Raw genomic sequence first — 16,860 nt, forward strand, 5'->3', positions numbered from 1 at the left:
CCATGACAGCACGAGCTGTACGCCGTATAAGAACTGATCTACGGTGTACAACATGTCGACCCCCACCACCCCCTCCACCCTCACCACCCAAGGGCACCCCCAGCGCTGGCTGATCCTCGGCGTCATCTGTCTCGCGCAGCTCACCGTGCTGCTGGACAACACCGTGCTGAACGTGGCGATCCCCTCCCTCACCGAGGAGTTGGGGGCGGCCACCTCGGACATCCAGTGGATGATCAACGCGTACTCGCTGGTGCAGTCGGGCCTGCTGCTCACCGCGGGCAGCGCGGCCGACCGCTACGGCCGCAAGAAGATGCTGATCGCGGGCCTGGTGCTGTTCGGCATCGGCTCGCTGGCGGCCGGACTCGCCCAGTCCACCGGGCAGTTGATCGCCGCGCGGGCCGGGATGGGCGTGGGCGGCGCGCTGCTGCTCACCACGACCCTGGCCGTCGCCATGCAGATCTTCGCGCCCGGCGAGCAGCCGAAGGCGATCGGCATCTGGGCGGCGGTCAACGCGCTCGGCTTCGCGGCCGGTCCCCTCCTCGGCGGCTTCATGCTCAGCCACTTCTGGTGGGGCGCCATCTTCCTGGTCAACCTGCCGGTCGTGGCGCTGGGCCTGGTCGCCGTGATCGCCCTGGTCCCCGAGTCGAAGAACCCCCAGGGAGACCGGCCGGACCTGCTGGGCGCGCTGCTGTCGACGATTGGTATGACGGCCCTGGTCTACGCGATCATCTCGGGCCCCGAGCACGGCTGGACGTCCGGCCCGGTGCTCGCCACGGCCGCCGTCGCCGTGGTCGTCCTCGCGGCCTTCGCGTACTGGGAGAGCCGTATCCCGTATCCGATGCTCGACCCGCACTTCTTCCGCGACCGGCGGTTCACGGGTGCCGTCTCCGGGGCCGTCCTCATCACCTTCGGCATGGGCGGCGCGCTGTTCCTGCTGACCCAGCACCTGCAATTCGTCCTCGGCTACGACGCGTTGGAGGCGGGCCTGCGGATCGCTCCGCTGGCGCTCACCGTGGTCGTGCTCAACTTCTCCGGGCTGTCGGCGAAGTGGACGGCGAAGCTCGGGATGCCGGTGTCGATCGCGCTGGGGATGGTGCTGATGTCCGGCGGGCTGGTCTCCGTAGCCACGATGGCCTCCGGCGGTTACGCCGGGACTCTGCTCGGGCTGGTGCTCATCGGGGTGGGCTGTGCGGTGGCCAACCCCGCGATGGCGCACGCGATCATGAGCTCGATCCCGCCGGCCAAGGCGGGGGTGGGGGCCGGGATCAACGGCACGCTCGCGGAGTTCGGCACCGGGTTGGGGGTGGCCGTGCTGGGGGCGGTGCTCAACTCCCGGTTCGCGGCGCTGGTCTCCGTGTCGGCGGCGTCCTTGCCGGCGGCGCTGGCGGCCGCGGACACGGCCGGGGAGCGGGCCGCGGTGATGTCCGCGTTCTCCTCCGGGCTGGAGACGAGTCTGCTGGTGGGGGCCGTGGCCGTGCTGCTCGGGGGGCTGGTGGCGGCGGGGCTGCTGCGCAGGGCGGAGCGGGCCGGGGCGGAGTTGGTGGTCGCCTCCTAGCTCGGGGGGTGCTGTGGTCCGGCGGGTGCGGGTGCGGGTGCGGCGTGGTTGTTCGCGCAGTTCCCCGCGCCCCCTGACGGGGCGCTCCCCGCCTAGCATCGTCACCAGTGGCGGAACGTCTCGGAAGGTGCGTCATGGTGAAGGGGTCCGGTCGGGCCAGCGTCTGGCTGGAGGGCACGGCGGGGAAGGCGCGGCCCGGGCGGGGCGGGCAGCCGTCCGGGCTGGACCGGGAGCGGATCACCGCGGCGGCCGTGCGGCTGCTGGACGCCGAGGGGCTGGCCAGGTTCTCGATGCGGCGGCTGGCGGCCGAGCTGAACGTGACGGCGATGTCGGTCTACTGGTACGTGGACACCAAGGACGACCTGCTGGAACTGGCCCTCGATCAGGTCTTCGACGAGCTGCGGCTGCCCCCGGCCGACTCCGGCGAGGACTGGCGGGACCAACTGCGCACCCTGGCCGGGGAGTACCGGGCGGTCCTGGTCCGCCACCCCTGGGTGTCGCCCCTCGCCGGCACCTTCCTCAACATCGGCCCGCACGCGCTGGACTTCTCACTCGCCGTGCAGCGCGTGATCCGCCGCACCGGCCTGCCCGCGCGGGGCCAGGCCGGGGCCATCTCGGCCGTCTCCCAGTTCGTGTACGGATTCGGCACCATCGAGGGCCACTTCGTGCAGCGCTGCGCCACGGCCGGCATGACCCAGGAGCAGTACTTCCGGGACGCCATGAGCGCGGTGTCCGACTCCCTCGAACCCCATGAGGTCATCCAGCACTCCGCGGACCTCATGGAGGCCCGCGGCGGCGAGACCGTCGAGGAGATGCGCGAACGCGACTTCGGCTACGCCCTGGACACCCTGATCGCCGGCATCGAGGTGATGGCCCGGCGCGGCTGACCCCTGCCGTCCGCCTGTTCCCCGTCCTCCTGCCCCCCGTCCGCCTACTCCCCGTCCACCAGCCGCGCCGGGAACCCGCCCGTCGCCACCGGCCCCCACTTCACCGGCGTGACCCGGATGATCGACTTGCCCTGCTTGACCATCGCCTCCCGGTACTCGTCCCAGTCCGGGTGCTCACCCGAGATGTTCCGGAAGTACTCGACCAGGGGCTCGACCGAGTCGGGGGAGTCGATGACCTCGGCCGTGCCGTCGACCTGGACCCAGGGGCCGTTCCAGTCGTCGCTCAGCACGACCACGCTGACGCGCTCGTCCCGCTTGGCGTTACGGGTCTTGGCGCGCTCGGGGTACGTGGAGACCACGATCCGGCCCGAGTCGTCGACGCCGCAGGTCAGCGGGGAGGCCTGAGGGCTGCCGTCGGCCCGCCGGGTGAGCAGCAGGGCCCGGTGCCGGGGGCGTACGAAGTCGAGCAGCTCTTCGAGGGAGACCGAGGTGTTGGTCGCGATGTACGGTGCCATGGCGGCCAGCGTAGGCCCTCACCCGGCCCCTGAGCCTGACCCTGCCGTGCGTACCCAGACCGGGCCCTAGCCGGGCGGCAGCCCCTCGCCCCGCACCGCCTGCACGTCCAGCTCCACCCTCAGCGTCGTACCGATCGCCGCGATCCCCGCCTGCACCACCTGGTTGTAGTTCATGGCGAAGTCCTCGCGGCGGAGTTCGGTGGTGGCCCGGAAGGCCGCGCGGGTGCCGCCCCAGGGGTCCGCGCCGGTGCCGAGGTGGGCGAGGTCCAGGTCGACCGGGCGTACGACCCCGCGCATGGTCAGCTCGCCGTGGACGGTCCAGCGGTCGGGGCCGGCCGGGGTGAGGCCGGTCGAGACGTAGGTGATCTCGGGGTGCCGTTCGACGTCCAGGAAGTCCGGGGAGCGCAGATGCCGGTCCCGGGTGGCGTTCCCGGTGTCGATCGACGCGGCCCGGATCACCGCCTCCACCCGGGACTTGGTCCCCTCGTCCGGGGCCGGGGCGATCTCGATCGAGGCCGAGAAGTCGGTGAACCGGCCGTGGACGCTGGAGATCCCGAGGTGCCGGGCGAGGGCGGCGACGGACGAGTGGGCCGGGTCGACGGTCCAGGGACCGGGCGGCGGCAGTTCCGCACCGCCGAGCCGGGTCAGCGTGACCGTGCCGACCTCCGCCCGCCCGCTCGCCGTGACCAGGGCGCCCGCGGCGTACGGCGCGTGGCCGACCGCCGTGACGATCACCGTGTACGCGCCGGGCGCGAGCGGCGTCGAGTCGTGCACGCCCCCTTCGGCGTCCGCCTCGGCCCGCAGCACCTGCGTACCGGTCATGTCGGTCACCGTGACGACCGCGTGCGCCACGGCCCATCCGTCCCGGGTGCGAACCCTCGCGGTCAGTCCCATGTCCGTCCCACTCCTCAAACGTGCGACCGGCCGGTGGAGCGGGGGTGGCTCCACCGGCCGGTGGTTCGGCTGTCAGCCGTTCGAACTACTCGCTTTCGAGCTGCTCGTCTTCGAACTGCTCGTCCTCGAACTACTCGTCCTCGAACTACTCGCCGGGGTGGGCGAGTTCGATGTCGTGGCCGTCGACGCCCGGCCCGGCGACCGTCAGGGCCGTGGCCACGGGCGGGTAGCCGGTCGCGATGACCGTGTACTCGCCGCCGTCCAGATCGGTGAAGGCGTACGCCCCGTCCGCGCCGGTGGTGGCCGTGCCGACCACGTTGCCCGCCGCGTCGACGAGGGTCACCCGGGCGTCGGCCAGTGCCGCGCCCGCGGCCCGTACGACTCCCCGGAGCCGGGCCCCGGCCGCGAGGTCGATCTCGATCCGGGTGACCCCGGTGCCGCCGACCTCGACGGGCAGCGCGCGCGGGCGGAACCCGGCGGCGTTCACCGCGACGGTCACCCCGCCCGGCACCAGCTCACCGAAGGCGAACTCGCCCTGCTCACCGGTGACCCCGCCGGCCAGTACGTCGCCGCGCACATCGGTCACCACGACCATGGCGTCCCGCACGGCCTGCCCGTCCCCGGCGGCCCGCACCACACCGCTCAGCCCGCTCGTCCCGCTCAGCAGGATGTCGTACGCGACCGGCTCACCGTTCACGACCACGGTGGACGCCTGCGGCTGGAACCCGTCGGCGGCCGCGATCAGGACGTACGACCCGGCGGCGGGCGCGTCCACGGCGTAGACCCCGTCGGCCCCGGCGACCGAACGGCCGAGCTGCCGCCCGCCGAGCGAGATCAGGGTGACGGCGGCCCGCGGCACGGGCGCGTTCTCGACCCCTCGGACGTGACCCCGGACGGAGATCCCGCCACCGGTGCCCGTTGTTTCCGGGGCGGTGGTGGCCGCGGCGGCGGGGACCGGCGCCTGAGCCTCCGCGGAGGCTGTCGGCACCGAAGCCACGGCCATGGCGGGAGCGGGCGACGGCGCCGGAGCCTCCGGCGCGTCCGCCGCCTGGGCGAGCGCCCCGTTGGTGCGCAGCGGGACCTCCTTGATGAAGAAGGAGAAGACGAGCGCGAGGACGGCGAAGGGGGCGGCGTAGAGGAAGACGTCTCCGATGCCGTGCCCGTAGGCGCTCTCGATGACCGTGCGGATCGGCGTGGGCAGCGCGTCCAGGTCGGGGATCTCGCCGTGGCCCACGGAGGAGCCGTTCACGCCGAGCTTGGCGAGGCCCTCCTCGGCGTAGTGGGTGATCCGGTGGCTGAGCACCGCGCCCAGCGCGGAGACGCCGATCGCGCCGCCGAGGGAGCGGAAGAAGGTGACGGTCGAGCTGGCGGCGCCGAGGTCGCCCGGGGCCACCTGGTTCTGGGTGCAGAGCACCAGGTTCTGCATCATCATGCCGACGCCGAGCCCGAGCAGCGCCATGAAGATCGCCACGTGCCAGTACGGGGTGTCGTACCGGAGCGTGCCCAGCAGACCGAGGCCCGAGGTCACCAGCACACCGCCGGCCAGCAGCCAGGCCTTCCAGCGGCCGGTGCGGGTGATGACCTGCCCGGAGACGGTCGACGACACGAACAGACCGGCGATCATCGGGATGGTCAGCACCCCGGACATGGTCGGCGACTTGTCGCGGGCCAGCTGGAAGTACTGGCTGAAGAAGATGGTGCCCGCGAACATCGCGACACCCACGAAGAGCGAGGCCAGCGACGCCAGCGCGATCGTCCGGTTGCGGAAGAGCCGCAGCGGCATGATCGGCTCGCTCGCCTTCGACTCGACCAGCAGGAAGACCCCGAGCAGCGCGACCGTGCCGCCGACCATCGCGTACGTCTGCCAGGACACCCAGTCGTACTTGTCACCGGCGAAGGTCACCCAGATCAGCAGCAGGCAGACCGCGGCGGTGATGAGGAACGCGCCCGCCCAGTCGACCTTGACCTTGCGCCTGACGACCGGCAGGTGCAGGGTCCGCTGGAGCACGATCAGGGCGATGACCGCGAAGGGCACACCGACGTAGAAGCACCAGCGCCAGCCCAGCCAGCTGGTGTCGGTGATGACACCGCCGACCAGCGGGCCGCCCACCATGGCGGTCGCGAAGGTCGCGCCGAGGTAGCCGTTGTACCGGCCGCGCTCACGCGGGGAGATCATCGCGGCGAGGATGATCTGGGCCAGGGCGGAGAGCCCGCCCATGCCGACGCCCTGCACCGCGCGGAACCCGATGAGCATCCCGGCGTTCTGCGAGAGTCCGGCGGCGGCCGAACCCAGCACGAAGATCACCAGAGCGAGCTGGATCAGCAGCTTCTTGGAGAACAGGTCGGCGAGCTTGCCCCACAGCGGGGTGGACGCGGTCATCGCCAGCAGCGACGCGGTCACCACCCAGGTGTACGCGCTCTGCCCACCGCCCAGGTCCTTGATGATGTCCGGCAGCGCGTTCGACACGATCGTGGACGACAGGATCGCCACGAACATGCCGAGCAGCAGCCCGGTCAGCGCTTCCATGATCTGCCGGTGCGTCATCGGGGCGTGGTCGCCACCGCTGTGGGGGGCACCCTTGGCGGTGCCTCCTCCGTGCTTGGCGTGAGCCCGCACACCGGCTGGTGTGGTCGTTGCCATGGGGCTTCCTTCTCCTGTGTGCTCTTTGCGGGTGTACGGGTTGTGGTGGTGACCGCTAGGCGGACGTTCCGGTCGGCTGTACGGGCGCAACGGCCGGCTCCCCGGGGGTGCGGAGCGGCTCCGCGGGCGTCCGGGGCGGCGCGGTGGCGTCGAAGCTCTCGCGCAGTCGGCCCAGGAGCCGGGCGAGTTGGCCGACCTCGTCGTCGGACCAGTCGCTGAGCCGGTCGGCCATCAGCCGGCTGCCGCGCCGGTCCAGCTCGGCGATCACGGCCCGGCCGGCGGGGGTCAGGCGCAGGATGCGGGAGCGTTTGTCCACCGGGTCGGGGAGGCGTTCGATCCAGCCCCGCTCGGCGACGTGGGCGACATGACGGCTGGTCACCGACATGTCCACCGCGAGCAGTTCGGCGAGCCTGCTCATCCGCATCTCGCCGTGGCGGCCGAGCAGCGTCAGGACTCCCGCCGATCCGCCGGGGCACTCGTGCGGCAGCATCCTGGCGAGTTCCCGCTTCACGGCCCCGATGGCGCTGAGCTGACGGACCAGCTCCTCGTAGTGCGCTTGCCCGGCCATGGAGCCCCTCCCGCGTGTTTGTTGCTTAGGGCAACCATAAGACTGGATGGTTGCTGCAGGCAAATGAAATGGGGTCTCCGCGGCTCAAGTCTTGGCAAAGGAGAACGTTCGCGCGGTCATCGGCGGGCAACCCCGCTTGGGCGCGTCCTCCCCGATTCGCTAAGGTCTCGGGCCATGGCCGACAACCAGAACCCCCAGGGCAACTACGACCCCGCGGGCAGCACGCAGATGTTCCGCGCCTTCGTCGACGAGACGCCTTCGGGGGGCCGTGCGGGTGCCCCGGCGCCGGTGGCCGGGTCGTCCGGGCCGCGCGTCGGTGTGATCGTCGGTGTGATCGCGGCGCTGGCGGTCGTGGCCGCGGTGGTGTGGCTGGCCCTGGCGTAGCCGCCGGCCCGGGTGTGGCGGGCGCCCACGCGTCTGCCGGGTTCTGTGGACGGGCGGGTGCGGCTGCGTGGGGCTTCCCGCGCAGTTCCCCGCGCCCCTGAAAAGCAGGGGCTGCGCCCCATGCTTTTCCCGAGCCTGCCCGGCGCCTTCCGGGCCCGCCCGGACCGTCGCCTTCTAGGCCCGCCCGAACCGTCACCTTCTGGGCCTGCCCAGGCCGTCATCTTCCGGGCCCGCCCGACCGCCGCCATTCAGGCCCGCAGGCCCGCCCCCTCGCAGGCCGCTGCCTTCAGGCTCGCCCGAACCGTGACTTTTCAGGCCCGGGGGCCGGCGGTCTTCCAGGCCCGTGGGCCGGTGGTCTTCCAGACCCGGCGGGCCCGTGGTCTTCCAGACCCGCAGGGGCCTGATCTCTGGGCCCGCAGGGGCCCGGTTTTCAGGGGCGCGGGGAACTGCGCGAGAAGCCCCACGCACCCGCACCCGACAACGCGCCCACACCCGACAACGCACCCCGGTCCCGACCACGCACCCCGGGAACACGCGCCCACCCACACGAACAACCGCCGAACCGCCCCGATCGGGGCGACCCGGCGGTCACACGTGTCACGAAGCGGAGCGCCCCCGCTCAGTCGGAGATGAGGCCCTCGCGGAGCTGGGCCAGGGTCCGGGTGAGAAGACGCGAGACGTGCATCTGGGAGATGCCGACCTCCTCGCCGATCTGCGACTGCGTCATGTTCGCGAAGAACCGGAGCATGATGATCCGCCGCTCACGAGGCGGCAGCTTCGCCAGCAGCGGCTTCAGCGACTCCCGGTACTCCACGCCCTCCAGCGCCGTGTCCTCGTAGCCGAGCCGGTCCGCGAGGGAGCCCTCGCCGCCGTCGTCCTCGGGGGCCGGGGAGTCCAGCGACGACGCCGTGTACGCGTTGCCCACCGCGAGGCCGTCGACGACGTCCTCCTCGGACACGCCCAGCACGGCGGCGAGTTCGGTGACCGTCGGCGAGCGGTCGAGCTTCTGCGACAGCTCGTCGCTGGCCTTGGTGAGGGCCAGCCGCAGCTCCTGCAGCCGGCGCGGCACCCGCACCGACCACGAGGTGTCGCGGAAGAACCGCTTGATCTCGCCCACGACCGTCGGCATCGCGAACGTCGGGAACTCCACGCCCCGCTCGCAGTCGAAGCGGTCGATCGCCTTGATCAGGCCGATCGTGCCGACCTGGACGATGTCCTCCATCGGTTCGTTGCGCGACCGGAAACGTGCGGCGGCGTAACGCACCAGCGGGAGGTTGAGCTCGATGAGGGTGTCCCGGACATAGGCACGCTCGGGGCTGTTCTCGTCCAGTGCGGCCAGCCGCAGGAACAGGGAGCGGGACAGGGTGCGGGTGTCGATGTTCGCCGAGGCCGACACGGCCGGAAGGTCAGTCACCGGCGGAGCCTGGGGACCGGGAAGGTCCTCAAGCGCCTGAAGGTCCTGAGGGGCCTGGATAGCGTCGGGCGCGGTTTCGCTCTTGTCGAGCGTGAGCACCTTCGAGCTGCCCTGGTCTGCGGACATGCCACCCCCTTTGGGTCGCGGACGGTCGCGGCGGACGCTCCGTCGTAAGGAACGCAGCCTCCACCTGAATACCGGCGGCGAGGCCACGGCAAACGCGCTGGGGAGAGAATGTCACACGTCGGCAACGCGATGTAGTGACATGTCGACATGGAGAGGGTGAATAGGCCCTGGAAACAGGCGGTCTGACGGGATTTCAGCCCAGATCGACATGAAAAAGCGTCAATGAGCGATTCATTCTCCCTGGTGATATCTCGACAGCGCATTCGGTCACGCCCATGGCCTGCGCACGCGTACCGCTGGCCGATTCTGTGCGCCCCGCCTGCCATCGTGCGCCCCGCGTGCCCCATGGTCCATCCGGGAAGGGGCGGGGGTCACTGCTTACCGACGGTTACCCGGCTGAGGCGGTGGTTCCGCCCCCGCCAGGGGTGCGGGAAACCGCGCGAGAAGTCCCATGTGCCGGCGTCCACAGAGCCACAGAAACCCGGCAGGCGGTGGGCAACCAGCTGGGCGAGCGGAGCGCCTACGCCTCGATCCGGTTGGCCGACCGCAGCCGTGCGAAGCTCCGTGCCAGCAGCCGCGAGACATGCATCTGGGAGACCCCCAGCTCCGCGCTGATCTGCGACTGCGTGAGGTTGCTGTAGTAGCGGAGCAGCAGGATCCGCTGCTCGCGCTCGGGGAGCTGGACGAGGAGATGCCGTACGAGGTCGCGGTGTTCGACCCCGTCGAGTTCGGGGTCCTCGTAGCCGAGCCGGTCGAGCAGCCCCGGCATCCCGTCGCCCTCCTGGGCCGCCTCCAGGGAGGTCGCGTGGTACGAGCGGCCGGCCTCGATGCAGGACAGGACCTCCTCCTCGGTGATGCGCAGCCGCTCGGCGATCTCGGCGGTGGAGGGGGTCCGCCCGAAGGCGGTGGTGAGGTCCTCGGTCGCGCTGTTCACCTGGACCCACAACTCGTGCAGCCGGCGCGGGACGTGGACCGTGCGGACGTTGTCGCGGAAGTACCGCTTGATCTCGCCCACGACCGTCGGCATCGCGAAGGTCGGGAACTGCACGCCCCGGTCCGGGTCGAACCGGTCGATGGCGTTGATCAGCCCGATGGTCCCGACCTGGACGACGTCCTCCATGGGCTCGTTGCGGGAGCGGAAACGGGCGGCCGCGTAGCGCACGAGCGGGAGGTTCGCCTCGATGAGCGCCCCGCGCACGCGGTTGTGCTCCGGAGTGCCCGGCACCAGATGCTTCATCTCACCGAACAGCACCTGGGTGAGGGCCCGGGTGTCGGCGCCGCGACGTTTCTCCGGGGCGGGCGCGGTGGCCTGGGCCGTGACCTGGGCCGACGCGGGGTCGGGAGCCGGGACGTCTTCCTGGGGAGGGGCAGTACTGGCCGACACGGTCAACGCCACCTCTTCATCCATCAACTCAACCGTCAAAAGCGGTCATAGCATCACAAGACATGTGCACTGTGATCAAGCACCGCATATAGCCGTGTTGAGAAAAAACGCCCCGCACTGCGGGAGTGCGGGGCGGAAGAAGAAGCGCCGTGGCGGGGAGGCGCGGTGGCTCGGCAGCGCCGTGGCCGGGTGGTGCCGCGGCTCAGAACTCGTAGTCGGCGATGACCCATGTGGCGAACTCGCGCCACAGGGCGACACCCGCCTGGTGGTCCGGGTGTTCGACGTACGTACGCAGCGCGTCCGCGTCGTCGAACGCGGAGTTGATCGCGAAGTCGTGGGCGATGGGGCGGTCGCTGAGGTTCCAGCCCAGCTCCCAGAAGCGGATCTCGCCGATCGCGCCGTCGAGCGCGCGGAAGGCCTCCACCCCCTTCACGACCCGCGGGTCGTCGCGCTCGACACCCTCGTTGAGCTTGAAGAGGACCAGGTGGCGGATCATGGCTGCTCCGGGAGGGTCGTACGAGGGCGGGGAGGGGCGGGGCGGCGAACCCGGGCTACTGGGCGCCGTCGGCGAGCCAGGTGAAGAAGTCGCCGATGGACTGGGCCGCGCTGGAGACGCCCTCGAACCCTATCTGGACGTATCCGGCGGCGTTTTCCGGATCCGTGATGATCACGTAGAGCACGAAGACCACGACCACGTACAGCGCGATCTTCTTCCCCTGCACCGCCACCGCGGCCTCCCCCGCCTCTTGTGCCCCGTGGGCCCTATGGGTCCCTCTTTGTCGGCGGCGAGTGTAACCCGATCATGCGTTCGCAGGAGAGGGAGCGAAGCCCCGAGAACGCAGGAAGGGCCCCGCCTGACGACGGGGCCCTTCTTCAGCGGTAGCGGAGGGATTTGAACCCTCGGTGACTTGCGCCACACTCGCTTTCGAGGCGAGCTCCTTCGGCCGCTCGGACACGCTACCGAGAGAGACCTTACAACAAGGTGGGGCGTGCTTTGAAATCGGTATGGCCAGGGCCTCAGCGGGTGCGGAAGAACTCGGTGAGAAGCCGGGCGCAGTCCTCGGCGAGGACGCCCTCGACGACCTCGGGGCGGTGGTTGAGGCGGCGGTCGCGTACGACGTCCCAGAGGGAGCCGGTGGCGCCGGCCTTCTCGTCCCGCGCCCCGTAGACGACCCGGTCGACCCGGGACTGCACGAGGGCGCCCGCGCACATCGTGCAGGGTTCGAGGGTGACGACCAAGGTGCAGCCGGTCAGCCGCCATTCGCCGAGTGCGGCGGCGGCGCGGCGGACGGCGAGCACCTCCGCGTGGGCGGTCGGGTCGCCGGTCGCCTCGCGCTCGTTGTGCCCGGTGGCCAGCACGGTCGTGCCGTCCGGGGACAGGACGACCGCACCGACCGGGACGTCCCCGCCCTCGGCGGCCCGCCTGGCCTCGGCCAGGGCGAGCCGCATCGCGGCCCGCCACGGGTCGCGTACGGGGTCCCGTACGGCATCGGCCCCGCCCGGTACCGCCGCGTCGGCCTCACCGCTCCCGCCGCTCCCGCCGGTCACCGGCGAACCTCGGCCGACGGACTCGACGGACTCGACGGACTCGACGGGCGCGGTGAGCCCTGTGGTCTCGGTGGACTCAGCGGACCGTCTCCAGGACCTCCGAGGCTCCGAGGGCCTCGGCGATCGAGCTGAGGGCGTCGTCGGCGTCGAGGGCGCGCAGCTCCTTCTCGCCCACCCCCAGGTCGTCGAGGATCTCGGTGTCGCCGACCGGGCTGTGCGGCACGGCCTCGGCGGACGTGTCGTCGTCCTGGTCGGAGTCGGACTCGCCGTCCTCGGTGCCGTCGAGGTCGAGGGAGTCGAGGTCGGCGTCGTCCTCGCCGGGCTCCCTTCCGAGCAGTTCGTCGGTGAGCAGGATCTCGCCGTAGCTGCTGCGGGCAGCGGCGGCGGCGTCCGACACGTAGATACGAGGGTCGTCCTCGCCATCGATGCGGACGACGCCGAACCAGGCGTCCTCCTGCTCGATGAGCACCAGCACCGTGTCGTCGCCGGGCGAGGATTCACGGGCCAGGTCGGCCAGATCCGACAGGGTTTCCACATCGTCGAGCTCTGTGTCGCTCGCTTCCCACCCGTCTTCGGTGCGCGCGAGCAGTGCGGCGAAGTACACCGTGACTCTCCCACTGTCATAGGTGTGCCGGTTGGGGGTCCCCCCGGCGGAGGCTGTGGGTGGGGAGGCTTGCGGTCCGAGCCCCACCCACTCGGAATCGTGGCAGAAACAGAGCGCTCAGGGGACGTCTTCGGCTCCCTGTGTCCGGCTCTTTTGATCGCCGGTGGGTCCGCCGTTCACCTGCGCACCTGTTGCCGCCACCAGCGGATCGTACGCGGAGTTCCTGGCCGCATATGCACGACCACCCCGTGAACGCCCCACACATACCCCTCGAACACGCCACACGACGCCCACAAGGGTGCCGGGGAAGGCTCGGTGGGACGGGTCACCAGCGGAAGGTGCGCATACGCATGGCGTGGCGGAGGCGTGCGGCCTTGGCGCGGCGCGGCTGGACCCGGTCACGCAGTTCCCGGGCCTCCGTCAGCTCCCGCAGGAACTGCGCCCGCCGCCTCCGGCGCGCGGCCTCGTTCTCCCGCGCGGTCCCCTGCGTCTCCTCGCCCACGCCCACCACCTCGTCGACTCCCTGCCCCGCCCCGCCACCGACGGGCCACGTCCCACCGTCGGGCGCCCCGCTCGCCGGGGCCCACCGCCGGGGGTCCGTTCATCCCACTTTCCCTCCACCGGGGGGTTTGATGCCATCGGGAGGGTGGGGCGGGCGGCCGGGACCGGGGCGGGACACTCGGGGTTGTCGCCCGCGGTGCCCCGGTTACTGTTGTGGACATGCGTCTCCACGTCGTCGACCACCCTCTGGTCGCTCACAAGCTCACCACGCTGCGCGACCGGCGCACGGACTCCCCGACCTTCCGTCGCCTCGCCGACGAACTGGTCACCCTGCTCGCCTATGAGGCCACGCGGGACGTGCGCACCGAGCTGGTCGACATCACGACGCCGGTGGCCACGACCACGGGCGTCAAGCTCTCCCACCCCCGCCCCCTCGTCGTGCCGATCCTCCGGGCCGGCCTCGGCATGCTCGACGGCATGGTCCGGCTGCTGCCGACCGCCGAGGTGGGCTTCCTGGGCATGATCCGCAACGAGGAGACACTGGAGGCCTCCACGTACGCGACGCGGATGCCCGAGGACCTCTCCGGGCGTCAGGTGTACGTCCTCGACCCCATGCTCGCCACCGGTGGCACCCTCGTCGCCGCGATCCGTGAGCTGATCGCCCGCGGCGCCGACGACGTGACCGCCGTGGTGCTCCTCGCCGCCCCGGAGGGTGTCGAGATCATGGAACGCGAGCTGGCCGGCGCCCCGGTGACGGTCGTGACCGCCGCCGTGGACGAGCGCCTCAACGAGCACGGCTACATCGTGCCGGGCCTGGGAGACGCGGGCGACCGGCTGTACGGCGCCGCCGAGTAGCCCGCACGGGCAGCGCCCCCCGAGGGGCAGGATTCAGCAGGTCTTCGACGCGGTGGGCGTCGGCTCGGGGCTGGTCAGGGCGGCCAGCGCCTTGTCGGCGTCCTTCCGTGTGCTGAGGGCCTTGAAGCCGGTACCGATGACGAGGTCCACCTCGGTGGCCTTCTTCCGGGCGTCGGTCTTCAGCCGCGCGCCGCCGAGCTGGGTGTTGAGGACGGCCAGGGCCGTGTCCTCGGCGGCCTTCGCGCCGAGCAGCATCGCGGTGCCCTTGACCTTCTTGTCGTACTCCTCGGTCGCGTTGCCCACGTTCCCGATGCGGAAGCCGCGCTTCTTCAGCTCGTCGGCGGTGTCCTTGGCGAGGCCCGCGCGGGGCGTGGCGTTGAGGACGTTGACGGTGATCTTCCCGGGTGCCGGGAAGTCCTTCGCGGCCGGTCCGCCCGTCTTCGGGGACGGGCTCACCCGGGTCGCGCAGTCCGCCTTGGGGCCCGCGGCGGCGGCCTGGTCGCCGTCACCGGTGAAGACGTCGATGAGCTGCAGGGTTCCCCAACCGGCGAGGCCCAGCGCGGTCATGGACGCGACGACGGTGAGGACGAGCCTGCGACGCCTCTTGGGGCGGCGCAGCCTCGGGTACTTGTCCCCCGTGATCCGGTACTGGCCGCCCATGCCGGGAGGAGTCAGCATGCTCATGGGCGCAGCGTAGTGCCGTTCGGCGGGGATGCCTACTAGATGATCATTCACCGCGCTGCAGTCCAACCCGAAAGGGCCAACCGCCGAGCGTCGGCCGCGGGTGAAGGGCTGCTCCCGTTGTGGTCCGGGTCCGGTCCGGGGCTAGTCCAGTTCGAGGACGCGCGCGTGCAGCACCTGGCGTTGCTGCAGGGCGGCGCGGACCGCGCGGTGGAGGCCGTCCTCCAGGTACAGATCGCCCTGCCACTTCACCACGTGCGCGAAGAGGTCGCCGTAGAAGGTGGAGTCCTCGGCGAGGAGGGTCTCCAGGTCCAGCTGCCCCTTGGTCGTCACGAGCTGATCGAGGCGGACCGGGCGCGGCGCGACGTCCGCCCACTGCCGGGTGCTTTCCCGGCCGTGGTCGGGGTACGGCCGGCCGTTTCCGATGCGCTTGAAGATCACACGGAAAGCCTACCGGTCAAGACGTTCCGGGCGCAGCCATGGCGGCGGAGTGTGGCCTCGGAAAAGGTGCCATCAAACGGGGCAAGCCGGGAATTCCGCGAGGGTCCGATGGCGGTCGTGGGTGCCCGGCGGGGTCCTTTCGGGGGCGCCCGGACTTCTCCGCCGGGGTGCCGGGGTGTCGCCCGGAGTCCTTCCACGGGACTCCGGATGTTCTCCCGGGGGTGATGGGGCCGAAGTGGGTGACGCGAGGTGAAGGGGAACGCCCTGGGGCCGGTGGGCTCCAGGGCGTTCGCCGTCCGGCGGGATCGGGCCGGAACGGGCCCTATCGGGCCGTATCGGGCCTGGAGGGGTCAGTCGCGGTCCGGGCGCTTCGAGGGGCGCTCTTCCGTGGCCGGGGTACGGCGGGGTTCGGGGGCCGCCCGTTCGGGGGTCGGTTCGGGGGCGCTGCGCCGGGCCTCCGCGTGGAGGAGCGCGCGCAGGACCGTGTAGGGGTCTGCGGGCATGAGGGTGTCCGTCCTGTCCTGTGCTGGTGTGGGTGGTTGGGTGCGCGATGCCGGGGGCTCTCTCAGCAGCGCAGGACCACGGAGCGCAGGGCGTGCAGGGCGTACGGGGTGTGCGGGGGCGCCGGCCGGGGTGCGCCGGGGAGGGCGTGGCGGCGGTGCGGGGGTGCGGGTGGGGTGTGGGGGGACGTGGCGGAGGCCGGGCGGGGTGGGGCGGTCGGGCGGGGGGTGTGGCGGGCGGGTGGGCGCGGGGCCGTCTCCAGGGGGTCGTACTCGGTGGTGGGGAGTTCGCCGGGGAGTGCGGACTGGAGGGTGGGGGTGGGGGCGGTGTGCGTGGTGGCGTGGGCGACGGGGGTGAGGAGGGTGAGGAGGGCGATGATCAGGGGGAGCGCCCTCGGCCAGGTTCCGTGCCGGGCCGGCCGTGTCGCTCGGGCACGGGGGGAGGCCGTGGCGGCGGTGGGGCGGGGGGTGGGGCGCACGGGGGATGGTTGCCCGGGGGGTGGGGGTGCGCACCGGGTGGGGGCGGGATCCGCTCGCTCGGCGTACGCGAGGGATGAGGGTGGTGGGTTTTTCGCCCCCGCCGCCCCTACCCGTCTCATCCCCTCAAGGGGCTGCGCCCCTTTGACCCCCTCTTCGCGCTCCGCGCGGGGGTGGGTGGGTGGGTGGCGGCTGGGTGGGGGCTTGTCGCGCAGTTCCCCGCGCTCCTTAAAGAAAAGAACGGGGGGCGGGGGTTACTTGGTGGGCGGCTTCGCCGCCTTGGCGGCTGCCTTCATCTCCTGTTTGTGGGCACGGACCTTGGCGAGGGACTCGGGGCCCTTGATGTCGGCGACGGAGCGGAAGGAGTCGGGGTCGCCGTAGGAGCCGGCGGCCTCGCGCCAGCCGGTGGGGTGGACGCCGAGTTGTTTGCCGAGGAGGGCCAGGAAGATCTGGGCCTTCTGCCGGCCGAAGCCGGGGAGGGATTCGAGGCGGGAGAGGAGGTCCGCGCCGGTCGTCGCGTCCTGCCAGACCGCGCTCGCGTCACCGTCGTAGTGGTCGACGAGGTACTGGCACAGCTGCTGGATCCGCTTCGCCATGGAGCCCGGGTAGCGGTGGACCGCCGGTTTGTCGGAGAGCAGTGCGGCGAAGGACTCCGGGTCCGCCGCCGCGATCTCGTGGGCGTCCAGGTCGTCCGCGCCGAGCCGCTGGGCGATGGTCCAGGGGCCCTTGAACGCCCACTCCATCGGCACTTGCTGGTCCAGCAGCATGCCTACCAGCGCGGCGAGCGGACTGCGCCCGAGAAGCTCGTCCGCCTCGGGGTCCTGGGCGAGGTGCAGGGTGACGTTCATGCCCCGATGATCGCGCGCCGGGCGGCTCACCGCAGCC

20 protein-coding genes and 1 tRNA gene are annotated in these 16,860 nt (G+C 71.6%); 4 read left to right on the top strand and 17 right to left on the bottom strand.

Features of this window, described 5'->3' with window-relative positions; genetic code table 11:
- Window positions 1-52 precede the first annotated feature (52 nt).
- Both J8M51_RS39955 and J8M51_RS39960 read left to right on the top strand, forming a co-directional pair.
- Entirely contained in the window at window positions 53-1,555 is a 1,503-nt protein-coding gene (locus J8M51_RS39955) for an MFS transporter (protein ID WP_267299924.1), read from the top strand.
- Window positions 1,556-1,689: 134 nt separating this feature from the next.
- Complete coding sequence (locus tag J8M51_RS39960; RefSeq protein ID WP_086759464.1) at window positions 1,690-2,442, top strand: TetR/AcrR family transcriptional regulator; 753 nt, start codon at window positions 1,690-1,692, stop codon at window positions 2,440-2,442.
- A gap of 44 nt (window positions 2,443-2,486) precedes the next feature.
- Here the strand turns inward: J8M51_RS39960 and J8M51_RS39965 are convergent, their stop codons facing one another.
- The 4 genes from J8M51_RS39965 to J8M51_RS39980 all read right to left on the bottom strand — a co-directional run bounded on the left by J8M51_RS39965 (window position 2,487) and on the right by J8M51_RS39980 (window position 7,060).
- Complete coding sequence (locus J8M51_RS39965; protein ID WP_086759466.1) at window positions 2,487-2,957, bottom strand: PPOX class F420-dependent oxidoreductase; 471 nt, start codon at window positions 2,955-2,957, stop codon at window positions 2,487-2,489.
- Window positions 2,958-3,023: 66 nt separating this feature from the next.
- Window positions 3,024-3,851: a YceI family protein gene (locus J8M51_RS39970; RefSeq protein WP_086759468.1), complete on the bottom strand. Its 828-nt coding sequence runs from the start codon at window positions 3,849-3,851 to the stop codon at window positions 3,024-3,026.
- Between the two features lie 145 nt (window positions 3,852-3,996).
- Entirely contained in the window at window positions 3,997-6,492 is a 2,496-nt protein-coding gene (locus J8M51_RS39975; protein ID WP_086759470.1) for an MFS transporter, read from the bottom strand.
- A 55-nt stretch (window positions 6,493-6,547) separates the two neighbouring features.
- Window positions 6,548-7,060, bottom strand: coding sequence for a MarR family winged helix-turn-helix transcriptional regulator (locus tag J8M51_RS39980; RefSeq protein ID WP_086759473.1), 513 nt, complete (start codon window positions 7,058-7,060; stop codon window positions 6,548-6,550).
- A 174-nt stretch (window positions 7,061-7,234) separates the two neighbouring features.
- Between J8M51_RS39980 and J8M51_RS39985 the strand changes: the two genes are divergently transcribed.
- Window positions 7,235-7,444, top strand: a complete 210-nt coding sequence (locus tag J8M51_RS39985; RefSeq protein ID WP_086759475.1) for a hypothetical protein — start codon at window positions 7,235-7,237, stop codon at window positions 7,442-7,444.
- Window positions 7,445-8,063: 619 nt separating this feature from the next.
- Here the strand turns inward: J8M51_RS39985 and J8M51_RS39990 are convergent.
- From J8M51_RS39990 to J8M51_RS40025, 8 genes are all read right to left on the bottom strand, one after another.
- Window positions 8,064-8,984 (bottom strand): RNA polymerase sigma factor SigF, encoded by a 921-nt coding sequence (locus J8M51_RS39990; RefSeq protein WP_013002373.1) that lies wholly within the window; start codon window positions 8,982-8,984, stop codon window positions 8,064-8,066.
- A gap of 520 nt (window positions 8,985-9,504) precedes the next feature.
- Window positions 9,505-10,392: an RNA polymerase sigma factor SigF gene (locus J8M51_RS39995; RefSeq protein WP_086759477.1), complete on the bottom strand. Its 888-nt coding sequence runs from the start codon at window positions 10,390-10,392 to the stop codon at window positions 9,505-9,507.
- Window positions 10,393-10,570: 178 nt separating this feature from the next.
- On the bottom strand, window positions 10,571-10,864 hold the full coding sequence (locus J8M51_RS40000; RefSeq protein ID WP_086759479.1) for a Dabb family protein: 294 nt from the start codon (window positions 10,862-10,864) through the stop codon (window positions 10,571-10,573).
- 55 nt (window positions 10,865-10,919) lie between these two features.
- The gene (locus J8M51_RS40005) at window positions 10,920-11,096 is read right to left on the bottom strand and encodes a hypothetical protein (RefSeq protein WP_086759482.1); all 177 of its coding nucleotides are present in this window, start codon (window positions 11,094-11,096) and stop codon (window positions 10,920-10,922) included.
- A gap of 149 nt (window positions 11,097-11,245) precedes the next feature.
- A tRNA-Ser gene (locus J8M51_RS40010) sits at window positions 11,246-11,330 on the bottom strand.
- Window positions 11,331-11,385: 55 nt separating this feature from the next.
- On the bottom strand, window positions 11,386-11,817 hold the full coding sequence (gene tadA / locus J8M51_RS40015; RefSeq protein WP_086759484.1) for a tRNA adenosine(34) deaminase TadA: 432 nt from the start codon (window positions 11,815-11,817) through the stop codon (window positions 11,386-11,388).
- Window positions 11,818-11,992: 175 nt separating this feature from the next.
- Entirely contained in the window at window positions 11,993-12,520 is a 528-nt protein-coding gene (locus J8M51_RS40020; protein ID WP_267299925.1) for a tRNA adenosine deaminase-associated protein, read from the bottom strand.
- A 325-nt stretch (window positions 12,521-12,845) separates the two neighbouring features.
- Entirely contained in the window at window positions 12,846-13,031 is a 186-nt protein-coding gene (locus tag J8M51_RS40025) for a hypothetical protein (RefSeq protein ID WP_398857848.1), read from the bottom strand.
- 209 nt (window positions 13,032-13,240) lie between these two features.
- On the opposite strand from J8M51_RS40025, the gene upp reads away from it, so the two are divergent.
- Window positions 13,241-13,876 (top strand): uracil phosphoribosyltransferase, encoded by a 636-nt coding sequence (gene upp / locus J8M51_RS40030; RefSeq protein ID WP_216591082.1) that lies wholly within the window; start codon window positions 13,241-13,243, stop codon window positions 13,874-13,876.
- 33 nt (window positions 13,877-13,909) lie between these two features.
- Here the strand turns inward: upp and J8M51_RS40035 are convergent, their stop codons facing one another.
- The 5 genes from J8M51_RS40035 to J8M51_RS40055 form a co-directional block, all read right to left on the bottom strand.
- The gene (locus J8M51_RS40035; protein WP_216591086.1) at window positions 13,910-14,536 is read right to left on the bottom strand and encodes a LytR C-terminal domain-containing protein; all 627 of its coding nucleotides are present in this window, start codon (window positions 14,534-14,536) and stop codon (window positions 13,910-13,912) included.
- A gap of 165 nt (window positions 14,537-14,701) precedes the next feature.
- Window positions 14,702-14,998: a type II toxin-antitoxin system VapB family antitoxin gene (locus J8M51_RS40040; protein WP_003999914.1), complete on the bottom strand. Its 297-nt coding sequence runs from the start codon at window positions 14,996-14,998 to the stop codon at window positions 14,702-14,704.
- Between the two features lie 350 nt (window positions 14,999-15,348).
- Window positions 15,349-15,501 (bottom strand): hypothetical protein, encoded by a 153-nt coding sequence (locus J8M51_RS40045; protein ID WP_267299926.1) that lies wholly within the window; start codon window positions 15,499-15,501, stop codon window positions 15,349-15,351.
- Window positions 15,502-15,563: 62 nt separating this feature from the next.
- A complete protein-coding gene (locus tag J8M51_RS40050) occupies window positions 15,564-15,977 on the bottom strand; it encodes a hypothetical protein (RefSeq protein WP_267299927.1) in 414 nt (137 codons plus the stop codon).
- A gap of 252 nt (window positions 15,978-16,229) precedes the next feature.
- Entirely contained in the window at window positions 16,230-16,823 is a 594-nt protein-coding gene (locus tag J8M51_RS40055) for an HhH-GPD-type base excision DNA repair protein (protein ID WP_216591213.1), read from the bottom strand.
- Window positions 16,824-16,860: the final 37 nt, after the last annotated feature.

The organism is Streptomyces griseiscabiei (assembly GCF_020010925.1).
Classification (GTDB): Bacteria; Actinomycetota; Actinomycetes; order Streptomycetales; family Streptomycetaceae; genus Streptomyces; species Streptomyces griseiscabiei.